The organism is Streptomyces sp. NPDC107454 (assembly GCF_055582885.1).
On the sequence record NZ_JBVJPA010000008.1, the window covers coordinates 301,150 to 317,123 of the forward strand.

The window sequence follows — 15,974 nt, forward strand, 5'->3', positions numbered from 1 at the left end:
AAGCCGCGGCGTACGCGGGCCAAGGCCACGGCCGAGGCGCCCGCCGAAGCCGCCGTGGACAGTGCCGAAGCCCCGGCCAAGCCCGTCCGTCGCCGCACTCGCAAGGCCGTCGCGGATTCCGTCGCGACTGCCGAGGCCGTCACGCCCGTCGAGGCCGAGATTCCGGCGCAGACCGCCGCCGCCGTCGTCGTGGCCGAGGCCGTCGCGGAGGCTCCGGCCAAGCCGGTTCGTCGCCGTACCCGCAAGGCCGCGGAGCCCGCGGAGGTCGCGGTCGACACGGCGGAGGGTGCCGCCGAGGCGCCGGTCACCAAGCCGCGGCGTACGCGCAAGGCGGCGGTGGCCGTGGTGGACGCGGTCGAGGCCGCGCCGGAGGCCCCCGTCACCAAGCCGCGGCGTACGCGGGCCAAGGCCACGGCCGAGGCGCCCGCCGAAGCCGCCGTGGACAGTGCCGAAGCCCCGGCCAAGCCCGTCCGTCGCCGGACCCGCAAGGCCGTCGCGGAGACCGTCACGGAGACCGTCGAGGCGGCGATTCCCGCCCAGTCGGCAGCCGTTGACGAGCCGGAGGCCAAGCCGCGTCGACGTGCCCGCAAGGTCGCGGAGCCCGCGGTCGCCGCGGAGACGGCGCCCGAGGCGGCAGCGCCGCGTCGGCGTACGCGCAAGGCGGCGGCTGCCGCGGAGCCCGCGGAGAGCTGATCCTCAGCCCGATGGCCCGGTCCCACATGCAGTGGGGCCGGGCCATCGGCGTTCTCGAACGCCGGACGAGCCGGGGGCTTTCAGGGGCGCGGGGAACTGCGCGCTCAGCCCCACCGACCGTCAGCCGGACAACTACGGGTGGGCGGGGAGCCGGGGCGCAGCCCCGCCCGATAGCCTCGGGGCATGAGCAGGCCCCCCTCCTTCGCGCCGCCCGCCGGTGTCCGTGCCTACCGTCTCCGCACCGCCCGCGGCGAGTTCGCCGCGCTCGACGCCGCGCCGCAGGCGCAGCTCAAGGGAACCGTGCTGCTGCTGCCGGGTTTCACCGGCAGCAAGGAAGACTTCATCGCGCTGCACGAGCCGCTCGCGGCGCGCGGGTACCGTACCGTCGCCGTGGACGGCCGCGGGCAGTACGAGAGCGACGGCCCCGAGCACGACGAATCGGCGTACGAGCAGGCCGAGTTGGCGAAGGACGTGCTCGCCCAGGCGGCAGCCGTCGGCACCCCCGTGCACCTCGTCGGCCACTCCCTCGGCGGACTGGTCGCCCGCGCCGCCGTCCTCCTCGACCCGGCCCCCTTCGCCTCGCTCACTCTCATGGCCTCGGGCCCCGCCCAGATCTCCACCTCCCAGCAACAGCGCGTCAAGCTGCTCCGGGACTCCCTCGCCGTGATGGACATGGCCCAGGTGTGGGACGCCATCCAGGCGATGGAACCGCCGGAGGAGATCGACACCGCCGATCTCGACGGTGGTCTGGACGACCGCGAGGACCTGCGGCGCCGCTGGCTGCTCACCCGCCCGGCCCAGCTGATCGCGACCGGCCGTCAGCTGTGCACGGAGCCCGACCGCGTCGCCGAGCTGGCCGCCGTACCCCTGCCCAAGCATGTGCTGTCCGGTGCGTTCGACGACACCTGGCCGGTGCCGCTCCTGGACGACATGGCCGTACGTCTCAAGGCCCGGCGCACGGTCGTACGAGGAGCCGAGCACTCCCCGAACACGGACCAGCCCGAGCAGACAGCCCTCGCCCTCGCCAAGTTCTGGGATCAGACGCAGGAGTGATCCGGGTGCGGACCCCGGTGGAAGCCAGAACCTAGTACTGCGCTTGCAAGTGCTCCCAGAAGCCGTCCCTGAGCGCGCGGCGCAGGTCCGCCTGGCCCCGCAGGGAGTACTGCAGCAGCCCCTCGGCCTCGACCAGCAGATCCTGGTCGACCGAGCCGGGCAGGTAGGGGTGGCCGGGCAGCAGCTCCACCAGCGCCTCGCGCCCCCGCGCGGCCAGCCACTTCGCGGCGATCTGGGCGCCCACGAACCGCACGTCCTCGCGGGTGGGCCGGCTCGCCGCCGTCGGGTCGTAGGTCGCGGAGGTGCGCCGCGACACGTAGGGCTTGAAGAATTCGAGGTCGAACGTGCGCTGGCTGTCGACCTCCCACAGCAGCGGCTCGGCCTGGTTGCGGCCCTCGGGCGCCTCGATGCCCCAGAGGTGGACCCGCGCCCCGTACCCCTGCGCCGCCTCGACCGCCGACACCAGGTCCTCGTCGCCGCCGAGCAGCGCGGCGTCGCTGATGGCGCGGTGCCGGGCGAGGGACTCCAGGTCGGAGCGGATGAGGGAATCGACGCCCTTTTGCTGGTTGTTGGCGTTGAGGTTGCCCAACCGGACCTTCACGTCCGGGAGTTCGGCGATCGACTGCTGTTCCGCGGTGTGGATACGGCGGCGTGCGCCGTCGTACCAGTAGACGCGCAGCAGCCTGCTGTCGGCGAAGATGGTGCGGGCCCTGTCGATGAGCGCGTCGATGAGGCCTTCGGCGTCGAGGTCGAAGGCGCGGCGGTCCTCGGTCCCGGCGACGAGCCGCCCCGCGGCCGCGTACAGGTATCCGGCGTCGACGAAGATCGCATGGGTCGAGGGCGTCTTTGCCACCTCGGCGAGCATGCGCTGGAGCAGCTCGTTCGTGCGGTCGATGCGGGCGCCGAGCGCCGCGTGGTCGTCGTTCATCACCTCCATTGTCCCGGCGGTCACGCTGCGAACACAACCGGTCCCGTTCAGTCTCCTTCAGACTTCTTACCCGACAGTAATTAGGTTCTCGAAAAATTTCCTTAGCGTAGGGAATGTTTGTAACACGCACCCCGTTGAATACGAACGGAAGCGTGAGCACCGACGTCTCGCGCACCGCACGCCAGTAGTTCTCCTCAGGAGGATGACCAGACGAAGGGAGAAGCCCATGCGCTTCGAAATCATGCGACTCGACGATGTCGACGGCACGCCCGTGGACACCACCGTTGTAGACGCCGCCTCCGTCAACCGGATCGTTCAGCAGGCCGCCGCCATCGGGCAGCGACTGTGGATCCGCCCGGCCGAATCGTCCGCTTCATAACATTTCAGAGCAGTTCGAAGCATCACGGAGCAGTTCACCTCCGGGCGGACGCCTTCAGATTTCAAAGCCCCGTACGGCACGACGCCGTACGGGGCTTTGCGTGTTCTCACCGGCTCACGGTCAGCCCGCCCGGATCACCTGGGTGATCCCGTTGATGATCTGCTGCACGGCGATCGCGGACAGCATCATGCCCGCGAGCCGGGTCACCAGCACGACACCGCCGTCCTTGATGACGCGGATGATCAGCAGCGAGTAGCGCATGACCAGCCACAGGACGACGTGGATGGCGAGGATCGCGACCCACACGGACACCTGGGTGGCGACGGTGTCGGCCTTCTGGACCGCGAGGATCACCGACACGATCGCGCCGGGGCCCGCCAGCAGCGGCATCCCGAGCGGTACGAGGGCGACGTTGACGTCCTTGGTCTGCTTGGGCTCGTCGGTCTTGCCGGTCAGCAGGTCGAGGGCGATCAGCAGGAGCAGCAGCCCGCCCGCGATCATCAGCGCGGGCACGGACACATGCAGGTAGTCGAGGATCTGGTGGCCGAGGAGGCCGAAGACGGCGATCACTCCGCCGGCCACACAGACGGCCTGGAGGGCCATCCGCTTCTGGACCTTGGCGGGGCGTCCCGCGGTGAGCGCGAGGAAGATCGGGGTGATCCCGGGGGGATCCATGATGACGAAGAGGGTGAGGAAGAGGGAGCCGAAGACGGCGACGTCGAACATGAGTGAGTGAGGCCTTGCGAAGGTGGGGAGATCGGCGCGGCGAGATCTGCCGCCACCGCTGGGGAAAGGCGTTCCGCCGGGCGGAACGGAGGCACACGACGGCCGGCGTGGGGCATGTTGCCGGGCACATTCATTGCCGTGCGCTGTGCAGTGCGCTTTGTCAGGCGCTCTGTCGGATGCTTCGAGGAACCTGGGGCGCGAAGGCGGGTGTCAGGCTCCGCCGGTGCCCGGGACGGGGAACGCCCCGGTCGCACGCCGGGTGATCTCGCCGTACACCTCGGGGTCGGTGGTGAACTCCCCGAGCACACAGGTCTTGCGGCTGCCGTGGTAGTCGCTGGACCCTGTGGCGAGCAGCCCCAGGTCGGCGGCGAGGCCGCGCAGCCGGGCGCGGGTGGCAGGCTCGTGGTCCATGTGGTCCACCTCGATGCCGTCGAGACCGGCGGCGGCCAGGTCGGCGATCGCGGACTCCGGCACCGTCCGGCCGCGCTTGGCGGCAGCCGGGTGCGCGAACACGGTCACGCCGCCCGCGGCCTTGACGAGGCGGATCGCCTCGAAGGGGTCGGTCTCGTGCTTGGGGACGTAGGCCCGCCCGCCGTCGGCCAGCCAGTCCTGCGTGAAGGCGTCGGAGACGCTGTCCACGACCCCCAGCTCGACCAGGGCGGAGGCGACGTGCGGTCGCCCGACGGATCCGTCGCCCGCGATGCGCGCGACCTGCTCCCAGGTGACCGGCACACCGAGCTCCTGGAGCTTGGCGACCATCGCCCGGGCACGCGGCACGCGGTCGTCGCGCACCAGCTCGCGCTCGGCGAGCAGCCCGGGCTCCTCGGGGTCGAAGAGGTAGGCCAGCATGTGCATGCTGATGCCGTCGAGGCGGCAGGAGAGCTCGGCGCCCGTGACGAGGGTGAGCCCCTCGGGCAGCGCGGCCAGCGCCTCCGCGTACCCGCGGGTCGTGTCGTGATCGGTCAGCGCGACGACGTCGAGACCGGCGGCGCCTGCGTTGCGCACCAGCTCGGCGGGGGTGTCCGTACCGTCGGAGGCGGTGGAGTGGGTGTGCAGATCGATACGCACGACGCGGACTCCAGGCGATGACGGGGTGAGAGGGGACGCTCAAGCATAACGGGAGTTCCGAGCGCCTTGTCACACCCGCAAGTCCCGGGCGCCCCCTACAACCAACCCGTACGAAGCGGCCCGTCAGGAGCGCGGGGAACCGCGCGCTCAGCCCGGAACAACCCGCACGCGCCCCACGCAACCACCCGAAGACCCAAGGACTCCAGGACTCAAGGACCCAAGGCGCCGCACACCACAGCGGAGCGCTACGGCTCCAGGATCCGTGGCGACAACGCCCCGCACGGCAGCAGATCCACCTCCGCCCCCGCGTCCCGCAGATCCGTCAGCACCAGCTCGTCGTACATCAGCAGCCCCGACTGCTCGGGCCACACCACCGCCCACACCCACAGCCCCAGCGCCTCGCCCGCGAAGACGGCACGGTCGTCGGGGCTGCCGGTCACATGCCAGAGCGGGGTCGGGCGGCCGGCCGCGAGGACCTTCGCCTGGGGTGGTTTCTCGACGTTCATGTACGGCCCCGGGTCGGGTCCGTCGACGCCCGCGTACCGCGCGCCGAGGCCGACGCCGAGCTCCTCGGCGACGAGGATCAGCTCCCCTATGCCGCCGAGCGGTCCGGGGCCCGAGCAGGCCACGGCCGTCGCGCGCCCTCCGCTGCGATCGTCACCGGCGAAGGCCGCGCCGGTGAACAGCCAGCCGACCGGCAGCGGCCACGGCATCCACACCGGCACCTGGGCACGGTGCACCACTACACCGAGGGCCTCGACGCTGGGCGGGATCACGGGCTGCAGCGGATACACGGCCCCGTGCGCATCGCACTGCCAGGAGTCGGCAAAGAGGCCGGGAGCCCTGACCCGGCCACCACACTTCGGGCAACTGGGTTCGCCCCTCATAGGGCCCCACGGTCCTCCCCGTATTTCGCCGCGTCAAGGACGATCACCCGTCCGGAGCGTGGCGGTCACCCGATGGAACTAGATGCAGCTTGCATTAATTAGCCCTTCTAACTTATTATGTGTATACGCCAACGATCTCTCCACACGCAGTCGAGGAGCGAGCATGACCAACACCACGGGAGGTCCCGCCGAGGGGGACACATTCGACGCCGGCGCGGGCAGCATCCTGCGGCAGCCGAAGGCCGTCTGGGCGACCGCCGGCGCATCCGTCGTCGCCTTCATGGGCATCGGGCTCGTCGACCCGATCCTGCCCTCCATCGCCAAGGGCCTGGACGCCACCCCGAGCCAGGTCTCGCTGCTGTTCACCTCGTACTTCCTGATCACCGCGGTCGCGATGCTGGTGACCGGCTTCGTCTCCAGCCGCATCGGCGGCAAGAAGACCCTGCTGCTCGGCCTCGCGCTCGTCGTGGTCTTCGCGGGGCTCGCGGGCACGTCGGGCTCGGTCGGCGAACTCGTCGGCTTCCGGGCCGGCTGGGGCCTGGGCAACGCGCTGTTCGTCTCCACCGCCCTCGCCGTCATCGTCGGCGCGGCGGCCGGCGGCAGCGCCGCGGCGATCCTGCTCTACGAGTCCGCGCTCGGCCTCGGCATGGCGTGCGGGCCGCTGCTCGGCGCCCTGCTCGGCAACGCCAGCTGGCGCTACCCCTTCTTCGGCACCGCGTTCCTGATGGCGGTCGGCTTCCTGTGCATCACGGCGTTCCTCAAGGAGCAGCCGAGGCCCGCGAAGAAGACCTCACTGCTCGACCCGATCAAGGCGCTCGGCCACGGCGGCCTCGCCTCGGCGGCCGTGTCGGCGTTCTTCTACAACTACACGTTCTTCACCGTGCTGGCCTTCACCCCGTTCGTGCTGAACATGACCCCCTACAAGTCGGGCGCCGTGTTCTTCTGCTGGGGTCTGCTGCTCGCCGTCTTCTCGGTGATCGTGGCACCGCGGATGCAGGCACGGTTCGGCTCGCTCAAGGTGCTGGGCGGCTCCCTGGTCCTGCTCGCCGCCGACGTGCTCGTGCTCGGGTACGGCAACCACACCACGGCCGTGGTCTGCACGATCCTGTCGGGCGCCTTCATCGGCGTGAACAACACCGTCTACACCGAACTGGCGCTCGGCGTGTCGGACGCGCCGCGCCCGGTGGCGAGCGCCGGCTACAACTTCGTCCGGTGGTTCGCCGCCGCGGCCGCGCCCTACTTCGCGCCGAAGATCGAGGAATGGAGCGACATCCACATCCCGTTCGTGGTCGCCGCGGTCACCGCCGTGATCGGAGCGGTCGTGGTCTTCGTACGCCGCGACGCGCTCTCCCACGAGGCCGAGGAGCTCCAGCCGAAGCACGCCACCGAGGACAGTGTGACCGTGTTCGCCAACTGACTGATTTCCCGTACTCAATCCAGCGGAACGGATGTGCGCGAGGGATCGCGCAGGTCCGTTCCGCGGTTCAGCCAGCGTTCCTGAAGGGCCCCGGCGCCGTGCACACGCTTCCACGCGGCCTCGTTCGGCGTCATCGGGAGCAGCGGCAGGAACCGTACGGGATCGGCGGGCGCGGCCAGCTCCAGGTCCTCGACCAGGCCACCGGACTCCGCGACCAGGACCGAGGTGAACGGCGCGCCGGGCCACAGCGCCCCGCCCACGTCGAGCGAGGCACCAGGAGCCACGATCAGCCCCTCGACCTGCGGGGACGCGGCGAGCACGGCGAGCGGGCGGAGCACCTTGTCGGTGTCGGCGGCGCCGGGGCGGACCGACAGGACCAGCTCCGCGCGCGGGCCCTTCACCGGGTCGGCGAGGACCGCCGTGGGGTCCGCCATCGGCTGGGCGGACATACCGAGCGTGGCGTAGCGGACGACGTCACCCTCTGTGAAGCGCAGCACTTCGATACGGTCGGTGCCGAGGAAGGTGACCGCGGCCCGGGCGTCGGGTTCGCCCAGCGCAGAGCGCAACCGGGCCTCGACCAAAGGAAGAACATCAGCCATGAGCCGAGCATAGAACTCGTCAGTAACGGGCAAAGCGGCGGCTTGACGCTTCAGTGCGCTGATAGTCTTGGCCGCTGGTCGGGGCAGCACGCAGAAGCGTCGCTCTCAAGCTCCGACGCACTGAGACTGACTGTCTTCCCCACGGGGGGAGCCAGCTCCCCCACGGGGGATGGATCGTCCCTCACGGGGGACCGACCGGAGGAGGTGGGGCTGCAATGGACCGAAGTCGACCTGGCAGTACCACCCGCTCTTCCGGTCGCTGAAGTTCTGTAGCTGGTTCCAGCCGCTCCCCGGCTCCCGTAGCTCTGTCGGCTGCTGCCTCCTGCAAACGTGTGCATACGTGTCAACGTTGTCCCGGTGCACCACGGAAGAGCGCTTCGTTTCCGCCTGATCCATCCGATCTGTCTGATCTGAATCAGTAGCGAAGCTGCCACCGCGACGGTGCGGTGCTCCCCGCTTTGTGGACGTGCCAAACATCCGCAGTCAGGACGTCCCCATTCCGGGTAGTTTCAACCGTCGTCGGTCGCCTCCGTTGCGAAGGAGCCCGTCATGTCGATGATTCGTGACCTGCGTGCCGCGGTCCGTCCCCGTCCCTCGCTGCGCAAGGACAGTGGCTCGTACGACCACACCCGCGCCCCCGGGACCAACTCCGCCGTGGTCGACTGCGCCGTCTACCGCGACGGCGCCCGCGTCCAGACCCCCGAGCCGCTGACGCCCCAGGAGGCGATGCGGCTGGTGCACCGCGACGGCGGTTTCGTGTGGATCGGTCTGCACGAGCCCACGGAGGCCGAATTCGCCGGTATCGCGGGCGAGTTCGGACTGCACCCGCTGGCCGTCGAGGACGCCGTCCAGGCCCACCAGCGACCCAAGCTGGAGCGCTACGACGACTCCCTGTTCACCGTCTTCAAGACCATCCACTACGTCGAGCACGACGAACTCACCGCCACCAGCGAGATCGTGGAGACCGGCGAGGTCATGTGCTTCACCGGGCGGGACTTCTTCATCACCGTCCGGCACGGCGGGCAGGGCTCGCTGCGCGCGCTGCGGCACCGGCTGCAGGACGACCCCGAGCTGCTCGCCAAGGGCCCCTCCGCCGTGCTGCACGCCATCGCCGACCACGTCGTCGACGGGTACATCGCGGTCGCGGACGCCGTGCAGGACGACATCGACGAGGTGGAGACCGAGGTCTTCTCGCCGGGCCGCAAGGGCACCCCGCGCGGCACGGACGCCGGCCGCATCTACCAACTCAAGCGCGAGGTGCTGGAGTTCAAGCGGGCCGTGTCCCCGCTGCTGCGCCCCATGCAGCTGCTGAGCGAGCGCCCGATGCGGCTGATCGACCCGGACATCCAGAAGTACTTCCGCGACGTCGCCGACCACCTCGCCCGCGTCCAGGAGCAGGTCCTCGGCTTCGACGAACTGCTCAACTCCATCCTCCAGGCCAACCTCGCGCAGGCGTCCGTGACGCAGAACGAGGACATGCGCAAGATCACTTCCTGGGCCGCGATCATCGCCGTACCGACGATGGTCTGTGGCGTGTACGGCATGAACTTCGACTACATGCCGGAACTGCACTGGAAGTTCGGCTACCCGCTGGTGCTGGGCGCCACGGTCGGGATGTGTCTGTCGATCCACCGGATCCTGAAGCGCAACGGCTGGCTCTGAGCGCACCGGGTGACCGCCTGGTGCCCCTGGATAGGCTGGGCCCATGACGGAACAGCTGCTCGACCGGGCCCTCGTCGAGGAGGCCACGAAGAAGTCCGGGCTGATCTGGGTGCGCAGCGGCGGCGTGCCGGCGCATGAGGCGCCCGGCGCCGAGGCACCCACCCGGGCCCTGTGGCACGTGTGGCACGACGGCGCGGCCTGCCTGGTCGGCGACGGGCCCGGAGAGCAGCCGCTGCCCGGGCTCGTCGACGGGGGCGACGCGGTCGTCGTCGTCCGCAGCAAGGACAAGGGCGGCCGGCTGGCCGCGTGGACCGCGAAGGTGGTCGAACTCGCGCCCGGCTCCCCCGCGTGGGAGGCGACGGTCGCCGAGCTCAAGGGCAAGCGTCTGAACGCGCCCGACGGCGAGGAGATGCCGGCCCGCTGGGCCCGCGAGTGCCGGGTGCTGCGCCTGGAGCCCCGGGCGGGCACCCTCCCGCTGCCGGACGGCTCGCTGGCCGCCACGCCGGTCCCGTCCCCCGCGACCACCCGCCAGCCGATCCCGGCCGCCGTACCGCGCCTGCTCTTCAGGAAGCGGGGACGCCGCTAGGGCCTTGTCCGGCGGAGAGGCCCTCAGGGCTACGACGTCGGCAGCTGCTGGCCGTAGTCCACGGTCTCGTCCTTGGCGGGTTCCACGAGGGCGAAGCTCTTGCCCCAGTCGGTGAGGGTGAGCGTGCCCGCGTCGCCCGCGCGGACCAGCAGCAGCGGGTACGGGGTTCCCTTCAGGGAGACGTCCAGGGTGCCGCCCGCGCCCTTGTCGCCGGTGATACGGATGGTGCGGACGCCGGACTGCTCGTGGTGCCCGTCCGTGGCGAGGGAGCCGTGCAGGGTCAGCAGACCGTCGAGCAGGACGTCCTTGTCCGTGAAGCTGATGAAGCGCTTGTAGGCCGGGTCGCCGCTCGGGACCTTCACGTACTTGCCGTCGAGCTTGTCGGCGGCCGCGGTGTCCGCCGAAGTGGCACCGCTCTTGCCGTCCTGGTGGTTCCAGAACTCGGCGCCGGCCTTGAGGAAGAGATGCCGGCCGACCCGGAGCAGATGGAAGCTCGCCCCCTCCGAGGTGACCGAACCGGTGCCGCCGTCGGACCTCAGCCGCATGTCGAGCTTGTACGTGCGCCCGTTCGACACCACGGTGCCGGCGAGTCGTACCGCCTCGGCCGACGTGGCGGCCTTGCGCGTCTTCGACTGGATCTCGGTGGCGGACAGCTTCCCCACCCCGTTCGTGCCCGCGTCCGGATCCTCACTACTGCACCCCGTCAGCGCCGTCCCCGTCACGACCAGTGCGCACATCGCGCCCACCAGTGCGGCCCTGCGGGTACGGCCCTGGGAAATCGCAGTCACAGGTAGGGCTGCCTTTCATACGGGTGTCCATGCGGGTGTCCAAGCGCGTGCGCGTGCGCGTGTCCGTGCGGGTGCCCATGCCGGGGTGGCCGTGCCGGGTGTCCCCAACGGCGTACGGCAGCGTACCGGTGCCGTGCGTGCCCGGCGGAGCCAGTCCGTCCGGACCGCTCACCAGGGCGTATCCGACCGGGACGGGCTAGCCTGAAGCCCACCTGAGCGGACAGGTCGGGACCAAACGCCCGTACGGAGAATGCCGGCACGCGTCCGGAGCGACACGCGACGAGCAACACGCGACCAGCGACACGGAAGAAAGAGCAACACGGAAAGAAGGAGGCGCGGGCATGGCCGCAGCCGCCCCCCGGATCTTCGTCTCGCACCTCGCCGGTGTCGCCGTCTTCGACCCCAACGGCGACCAGGTGGGCCGCGTGCGGGACCTGGTCGCCATGCTCCGCGTCGGACGCCGCCCGCCCCGGTTGCTCGGGCTGGTCGTGGAACTCTCCACCCGGCGGCGCATCTTCCTGCCCATGACCCGTGTCATCGGCATCGAGTCCGGCCAGGTCATCACCACCGGTGTCCTGAACGTGCGCCGCTTCGAGCAGCGGCCCACCGAGCGGCTCGTCTTCGGGGAGCTGCTCGACCGGCGGGTCCAGCTCGTCGAGACCGACGAGGAGGTGACCGTGCTCGACGTGTCCGTCCAGCAGCTGCCCGCGCGCCGGGAGTGGGAGATCGGCCGCGTCTTCGTGCGCAGGGGCCGCAGCGGGACCTTCCGGCGTACCAAGGGCGAGACGATGACCGTCGACTGGTCCGCCGTCACCGGGTTCTCGCTGGAGGAGCACGGACAGGGCGCCGAGAGCCTCCTCGCCACTTTCGAGCAGCTGCGCGCCGCCGACCTGGCCAACGTCCTGCACCACCTGTCACCGAAGCGGCGCGGGGAGGTCGCCGCCGCCCTGGACGACGACCGCCTCGCCGACGTCCTGGAGGAGCTCCCCGAGGACGACCAGATCGAGATCCTGGGCAAGCTGAAGGAGGAGCGCGCCGCCGACGTCCTGGAGGCGATGGACCCCGACGACGCGGCCGACCTGCTCGCCGAACTCCCCGAGGACGACGTGGAGCGACTGCTGACGCTGATGCGTCCCGACGACGCGGCCGACGTACGACGGCTGATGGCCTACGAGGAGCGCACCGCCGGCGGTCTGATGACGACCGAGCCCATCGTGCTGCGGCCCGACGCCACGGTCGCCGACGCGCTCGCCCGGGTCCGCAATCCCGACCTGTCCCCCGCGCTCGCCGCCCAGGTGTACGTGTGCCGCCCGCCGGACGAGACGCCGACCGGGAAGTACCTCGGCGCGGCGCACTTCCAGCGGCTGCTGCGCGACCCGCCGTACACGCTGGTCAGTTCGATCCTCGACGACAATCTCCAGCCCCTCGCGCCGGACGCCGCGCTGCCCGTCGTCGCCGGGTTCTTCGCCACGTACGACATGGTCGCCGCGCCCGTCGTCGACGAGAGCGGCTCGCTGCTCGGCGCGGTGACCGTGGACGACGTACTGGACCACATGCTGCCGGAGGACTGGCGCGAGACCGAGTTCCATCTGCACGAGGAGGAACCGCAGCACGAACGTCTGGACGAACCCCAGGACGAGCGCCCGCGTGACCGCGACGCCGACCTCGGCGACGACCTCGAAGACCACCGGGGGGACGACAAGGAAGGCGACCAGAAGGACGGCCGCGAAGGCGTGGACGAAGTGGGGCGCGATGGGGCCTGACCGCGAGACCCGCGAACGGGCCGCCACCGGGGCGACCGCCACCACCCGGCCCCGCACCCGCCTCGACCAGCCGCTGCCGCCGCGCCGCCGACTGGTGCCCGAGTGGGACCCGGAGGCCTTCGGGCGGCTCTCGGAGCGGATCGCGCGTTTCCTCGGCACCGGACGATTCATCGTCTGGATGACGGTCGTCATCATCGTGTGGCTGGTGTGGAACGTCGCGGCACCGCGCCATCTGCGCTTCGACCCGTACCCGTTCATCTTCCTGACCCTGATGCTCTCGCTCCAGGCCTCCTACGCCGCTCCGCTGATCCTCCTCGCGCAGAACCGCCAGGACGACCGCGACCGGGTCAACCTCGAACAGGACCGCAAGCAGGACGAGCGCTCGATCGCGGACACCGAGTACCTCACCCGCGAGATCGCCGCCCTGCGCATGGGCCTCGGCGAGGTCGCCACCCGCGACTGGATCCGCTCCGAATTCCAGGACCTGATCAGAGAGCTGGAGGAACACCGCACCGACGGCCGGGTCGTATTCCCGGCAGAACGGCCGCCGCGACGTGACGTAGACGACCGCTGACGGGGCTTTCCGGGCCCCGGGCCCGGCGCCGTACCATCGTCCTATGGCTACGGAAGACGCGGTGCGCGAAGCACTGGCGACGGTGAACGACCCCGAGATCCAGCGACCCATCACCGAGCTGGGGATGGTCAAATCGGTGGAGATCGGTGCGGATGGCGCGGTCGCGGTCACCGTGTATCTGACCGTCTCCGGCTGCCCGATGCGCGAGACCATCACGAAGAACGTGACGGAGGCGGTCTCGGCGGTCGAGGGTGTCACCCGCGTCGACGTGACCCTGGACGTGATGAGCGACGAGCAGCGCAAGGAGCTGGCGAGCGCGCTGCGCGGCGGCCAGACCGAGCGCGAGGTGCCCTTCGCCAAGCCGGGCTCACTCACGCGCGTGTACGCGGTCGCCTCCGGCAAGGGCGGTGTCGGCAAGTCCTCGGTGACCGTGAACCTCGCGGCGGCGATGGCGGCCGACGGCCTCAAGGTCGGCGTGGTCGACGCGGACATCTACGGCCACTCGGTGCCCCGCATGCTCGGCGCGCACGGCCGTCCGACCCAGGTCGAGAACATGATCATGCCGCCGTCCGCGAACGGCGTGAAGGTCATCTCCATCGGCATGTTCACCCCGGGCAACGCACCGGTGGTCTGGCGCGGCCCGATGCTCCACCGCGCCCTCCAGCAGTTCCTGGCGGACGTCTTCTGGGGCGACCTGGACGTCCTGCTCCTCGACCTCCCGCCGGGTACGGGCGACATCGCGATCTCGGTGGCCCAGCTGGTCCCGAACGCGGAGATCCTGGTCGTCACCACCCCGCAGCAGGCGGCGGCCGAGGTCGCGGAGCGCGCGGGCTCCATCGCCGTCCAGACCCACCAGAAGATCGTGGGCGTGGTCGAGAACATGTCGGGCCTGCCGTGCCCGCACTGCGGCGAGATGGTCGACGTCTTCGGCACGGGCGGCGGTCAGACGGTCGCCGACGGCCTGACCCGCACCACCGGCGCGAGCGTTCCCGTCCTCGGCTCCATCCCGATCGACGTCCGCCTGCGCGAGGGCGGCGACGAGGGCAAGCCGGTCGTCCTGACCGACCCGGAGTCCCCCGCGGGCTCCGCCCTGCGCGCCATCGCCGGCAAGCTCGGCGGCCGCCAGCGCGGCCTGTCCGGCATGTCCCTGGGCATCACCCCGAGGAACAAGTTCTAGCCGGCAGTACGTCGACAGGGGCGCCCCGCCGAGGAGCGCCCCAAAGGAACGCGGCCCTGCCATGTGCGGCTCCGCCGCGTGGGCGCGACAAGCCACAGACGCCCCGCGGCCGCCGAACGACCCGGAGCCACGCACCGCCCCGCGTCCCCGGCCCCTTCCAGGACGGCACCGTCACGCGTACGCGGCGATGTCCTTGATCATGGCGAAGCCCAGCCCGTACGCGCTCATTCCCCGCCCGTACGCCCCCACATGGACCCCCTCCTGGGTGGAGCCCGCGAGGACCCAGCCGAACTCGGACTCGCGGTAGTGGAACGGCGTGGGGACGCCGTCCACGGGGAGGGACAGCGAGGACCAGTCGGGCCCGTCGAGGTCGTCCGCGAGCACCCACGCCGTCTCGGTCTGCTGGTCCAGCCAGTCGTCCCGCAGGGTGTGGTCCATCTGGCCGGGCCAGGTGAAGGACAGCAGCCCCACACCGGCCAGCCAGGCCGCCGAGGACACCGACGTGGCCTCGAGGAGCCCGGTACCGTCCGCACTGCGGCGCGAGGGGCTGGCCGCGACGGTCACCACGACCGCGAACCGCTCCTTGTCCTCCGTCGACTCGCTGCGCACCGTGGGCTCTTCCCCGTGCCCGATCGAACCGTGCTCGACGGCACCGTCCGCCGACGTACCGACCTGCATCAGCCAGCGCGGCCCCGTGAAGGCCTCGTCGAGGCCGTACCACGGGAAGTGCGCCAGCAGGTATCCGTCTACCGTGCGGCGGGCGGAGGGGACCTGCTGTCCGTCTTCCGCGGCCGGCGCCTGCGCGCCTACCCGACTTGTCGTCTCCATCTGCCCGGACGCCTCCTTGCTCTCGTCGGACCGGGTGGCCCGCCCCCCTCGGGCGTCCTCAGCGGTCCGCACAACAACTGGGCAGCATAGCCACCCCGCTCCGAGCAACAGGGAAAGCACCCGGCGCGTGAGACGCGCACGCGCCGTTTTCAGGCCGTGTCACACGCCTGCGGGTACGACTCAGGTGGCGTCCGCGTCGAAGGGCGGGCGCTCGTCCGGATCGGTTTTCTCGGGCTTCTTGGTCATGTCGATCGAGCCGCCGGAGGAACCGGAGGACGAGGACGGAGAAGACGAAGAGGAGTCCGTGTCGCGGCTGTGGACCGCGTCCGTGACCTCGGCCATCTCCTTCTTCAGGTCGAAGCCGTTGCGGATCTCCTTGAGCCCCAGCTCGTCGTTGTCCAGCTGCTTGCGGATGAACGTCTTGGGGTTGAGGTCATCGAACTCGAAGTCCTTGAACTCCGGGCCGAGTTCCTCACGGATGTCCGCCTTGGCGCTCTCCGAGAACTCGCGGATCTTGCGGATGGTGCGGGTGACGTCCTGGATCATCTTCGGGAGCTTTTCCGGACCGAAGACGAGCACGGCGAGGACAACGAGCGTCACCAGCTCGAGCGGTCCTATGTCATTGAACACCTGAAGCTCCTTGCGATGTCCTCAGTCCTCGACCCTCGGCCCTCGGGATTCTTCCGTGGTCCGGGCCGGGTCCACGGTACCCGTCGATCCCGTCCGTCCGGAACTGTCCCGGGGCTTCCGGGTTCGTGTACACGACGAGTTTCCCCGGATGTACGCCGCTCAGCACGGGCTCGGGGCCTCTCCTGTGAAGTTCATGTCAATTGCTGTCGAAAGAGG

General features: G+C 70.5%; 16 protein-coding genes and 1 pseudogene. 9 read left to right on the forward strand and 8 right to left on the reverse strand.

Annotated elements, in window-relative coordinates; genetic code table 11:
- Together ACZ69M_RS22190 and ACZ69M_RS22195 are read left to right on the forward strand one after the other, a co-directional pair.
- Positions 1–693, forward strand: a pseudogene (locus ACZ69M_RS22190) (DEAD/DEAH box helicase); the annotation flags it as partial.
- Positions 694–876: 183 nt separating this feature from the next.
- Positions 877–1,746, forward strand: coding sequence for an alpha/beta fold hydrolase (locus ACZ69M_RS22195; RefSeq protein WP_470052085.1), 870 nt, complete (start codon positions 877–879; stop codon positions 1,744–1,746).
- A gap of 31 nt (positions 1,747–1,777) precedes the next feature.
- Here the strand turns inward: ACZ69M_RS22195 and ACZ69M_RS22200 are convergent, their stop codons facing one another.
- Positions 1,778–2,683 (reverse strand): NYN domain-containing protein, encoded by a 906-nt coding sequence (locus ACZ69M_RS22200; protein ID WP_179436824.1) that lies wholly within the window; start codon positions 2,681–2,683, stop codon positions 1,778–1,780.
- 217 nt (positions 2,684–2,900) lie between these two features.
- On the opposite strand from ACZ69M_RS22200, the gene ACZ69M_RS22205 reads away from it, so the two are divergent.
- A complete protein-coding gene (locus ACZ69M_RS22205) occupies positions 2,901–3,053 on the forward strand; it encodes a hypothetical protein (protein ID WP_095852725.1) in 153 nt (50 codons plus the stop codon).
- A gap of 120 nt (positions 3,054–3,173) precedes the next feature.
- Here ACZ69M_RS22205 and ACZ69M_RS22210 read toward each other — a convergent pair whose 3' ends face one another.
- The 3 genes from ACZ69M_RS22210 to ACZ69M_RS22220 all read right to left on the reverse strand — a co-directional run bounded on the left by ACZ69M_RS22210 (position 3,174) and on the right by ACZ69M_RS22220 (position 5,734).
- On the reverse strand, positions 3,174–3,779 hold the full coding sequence (locus tag ACZ69M_RS22210) for a MarC family protein (RefSeq protein WP_470052087.1): 606 nt from the start codon (positions 3,777–3,779) through the stop codon (positions 3,174–3,176).
- 210 nt (positions 3,780–3,989) lie between these two features.
- Positions 3,990–4,847: a PHP domain-containing protein gene (locus ACZ69M_RS22215; RefSeq protein WP_403697040.1), complete on the reverse strand. Its 858-nt coding sequence runs from the start codon at positions 4,845–4,847 to the stop codon at positions 3,990–3,992.
- A gap of 245 nt (positions 4,848–5,092) precedes the next feature.
- Complete coding sequence (locus tag ACZ69M_RS22220) at positions 5,093–5,734, reverse strand: DUF6758 family protein (protein ID WP_352045908.1); 642 nt, start codon at positions 5,732–5,734, stop codon at positions 5,093–5,095.
- A 163-nt stretch (positions 5,735–5,897) separates the two neighbouring features.
- Here ACZ69M_RS22220 and ACZ69M_RS22225 point away from each other — a divergent pair, with 163 nt between their 5' ends.
- Entirely contained in the window at positions 5,898–7,151 is a 1,254-nt protein-coding gene (locus ACZ69M_RS22225; RefSeq protein WP_470052090.1) for an MFS transporter, read from the forward strand.
- Between the two features lie 14 nt (positions 7,152–7,165).
- Here ACZ69M_RS22225 and ACZ69M_RS22230 read toward each other — a convergent pair whose 3' ends face one another.
- A complete protein-coding gene (locus ACZ69M_RS22230; RefSeq protein ID WP_470052092.1) occupies positions 7,166–7,750 on the reverse strand; it encodes a suppressor of fused domain protein in 585 nt (194 codons plus the stop codon).
- A gap of 549 nt (positions 7,751–8,299) precedes the next feature.
- On the opposite strand from ACZ69M_RS22230, the gene ACZ69M_RS22235 reads away from it, so the two are divergent.
- Complete coding sequence (locus ACZ69M_RS22235) at positions 8,300–9,412, forward strand: magnesium and cobalt transport protein CorA (RefSeq protein ID WP_054228210.1); 1,113 nt, start codon at positions 8,300–8,302, stop codon at positions 9,410–9,412.
- Positions 9,413–9,455: 43 nt separating this feature from the next.
- Entirely contained in the window at positions 9,456–9,998 is a 543-nt protein-coding gene (locus ACZ69M_RS22240) for a hypothetical protein (RefSeq protein ID WP_470052094.1), read from the forward strand.
- Between the two features lie 29 nt (positions 9,999–10,027).
- Here ACZ69M_RS22240 and ACZ69M_RS22245 read toward each other — a convergent pair whose 3' ends face one another.
- Entirely contained in the window at positions 10,028–10,786 is a 759-nt protein-coding gene (locus ACZ69M_RS22245; RefSeq protein WP_470052096.1) for a hypothetical protein, read from the reverse strand.
- 341 nt (positions 10,787–11,127) lie between these two features.
- Here ACZ69M_RS22245 and ACZ69M_RS22250 point away from each other — a divergent pair, with 341 nt between their 5' ends.
- Genes ACZ69M_RS22250 through ACZ69M_RS22260 form a run of 3 tightly spaced genes read left to right on the forward strand, consistent with a single transcriptional unit; the run spans position 11,128 to position 14,300 of the window.
- Positions 11,128–12,549: a magnesium transporter MgtE N-terminal domain-containing protein gene (locus tag ACZ69M_RS22250; RefSeq protein WP_470052097.1), complete on the forward strand. Its 1,422-nt coding sequence runs from the start codon at positions 11,128–11,130 to the stop codon at positions 12,547–12,549.
- On the forward strand, positions 12,539–13,123 hold the full coding sequence (locus ACZ69M_RS22255) for a DUF1003 domain-containing protein (protein WP_470052098.1): 585 nt from the start codon (positions 12,539–12,541) through the stop codon (positions 13,121–13,123). The genes ACZ69M_RS22250 and ACZ69M_RS22255 overlap by 11 nt, the downstream gene beginning before the upstream one ends.
- Positions 13,124–13,166: 43 nt before the next feature.
- On the forward strand, positions 13,167–14,300 hold the full coding sequence (locus ACZ69M_RS22260) for an Mrp/NBP35 family ATP-binding protein (protein ID WP_352045900.1): 1,134 nt from the start codon (positions 13,167–13,169) through the stop codon (positions 14,298–14,300).
- A 171-nt stretch (positions 14,301–14,471) separates the two neighbouring features.
- Here ACZ69M_RS22260 and ACZ69M_RS22265 read toward each other — a convergent pair whose 3' ends face one another.
- Complete coding sequence (locus ACZ69M_RS22265; RefSeq protein WP_470052100.1) at positions 14,472–15,128, reverse strand: hypothetical protein; 657 nt, start codon at positions 15,126–15,128, stop codon at positions 14,472–14,474.
- Positions 15,129–15,308: 180 nt separating this feature from the next.
- Complete coding sequence (locus tag ACZ69M_RS22270) at positions 15,309–15,758, reverse strand: sec-independent translocase (protein ID WP_470052102.1); 450 nt, start codon at positions 15,756–15,758, stop codon at positions 15,309–15,311.
- Between the last annotated feature and the right edge of the window lie 216 nt (positions 15,759–15,974).

Excerpts from the sequence above, each read along its gene's own strand:
- ACZ69M_RS22195 (WP_470052085.1), top strand. The coding sequence starts at position 877 with ATGAGCAGGCCCCCCTCCTTCGCGCCGCCCGCCGGTGTCCGTGCCTAC.
- ACZ69M_RS22200 (WP_179436824.1), bottom strand. The coding sequence starts at position 2,683 with ATGGAGGTGATGAACGACGACCACGCGGCGCTCGGCGCCCGCATCGAC.
- ACZ69M_RS22205 (WP_095852725.1), top strand. The coding sequence starts at position 2,901 with ATGCGCTTCGAAATCATGCGACTCGACGATGTCGACGGCACGCCCGTG.
- ACZ69M_RS22210 (WP_470052087.1), bottom strand. The coding sequence starts at position 3,779 with ATGTTCGACGTCGCCGTCTTCGGCTCCCTCTTCCTCACCCTCTTCGTC.
- ACZ69M_RS22220 (WP_352045908.1), bottom strand. The coding sequence starts at position 5,734 with ATGAGGGGCGAACCCAGTTGCCCGAAGTGTGGTGGCCGGGTCAGGGCT.
- ACZ69M_RS22225 (WP_470052090.1), top strand. The coding sequence starts at position 5,898 with ATGACCAACACCACGGGAGGTCCCGCCGAGGGGGACACATTCGACGCC.
- ACZ69M_RS22230 (WP_470052092.1), bottom strand. The coding sequence starts at position 7,750 with ATGGCTGATGTTCTTCCTTTGGTCGAGGCCCGGTTGCGCTCTGCGCTG.
- ACZ69M_RS22235 (WP_054228210.1), top strand. The coding sequence starts at position 8,300 with ATGTCGATGATTCGTGACCTGCGTGCCGCGGTCCGTCCCCGTCCCTCG.
- ACZ69M_RS22240 (WP_470052094.1), top strand. The coding sequence starts at position 9,456 with ATGACGGAACAGCTGCTCGACCGGGCCCTCGTCGAGGAGGCCACGAAG.
- ACZ69M_RS22250 (WP_470052097.1), top strand. The coding sequence starts at position 11,128 with ATGGCCGCAGCCGCCCCCCGGATCTTCGTCTCGCACCTCGCCGGTGTC.
- ACZ69M_RS22255 (WP_470052098.1), top strand. The coding sequence starts at position 12,539 with ATGGGGCCTGACCGCGAGACCCGCGAACGGGCCGCCACCGGGGCGACC.
- ACZ69M_RS22260 (WP_352045900.1), top strand. The coding sequence starts at position 13,167 with ATGGCTACGGAAGACGCGGTGCGCGAAGCACTGGCGACGGTGAACGAC.
- ACZ69M_RS22265 (WP_470052100.1), bottom strand. The coding sequence starts at position 15,128 with ATGGAGACGACAAGTCGGGTAGGCGCGCAGGCGCCGGCCGCGGAAGAC.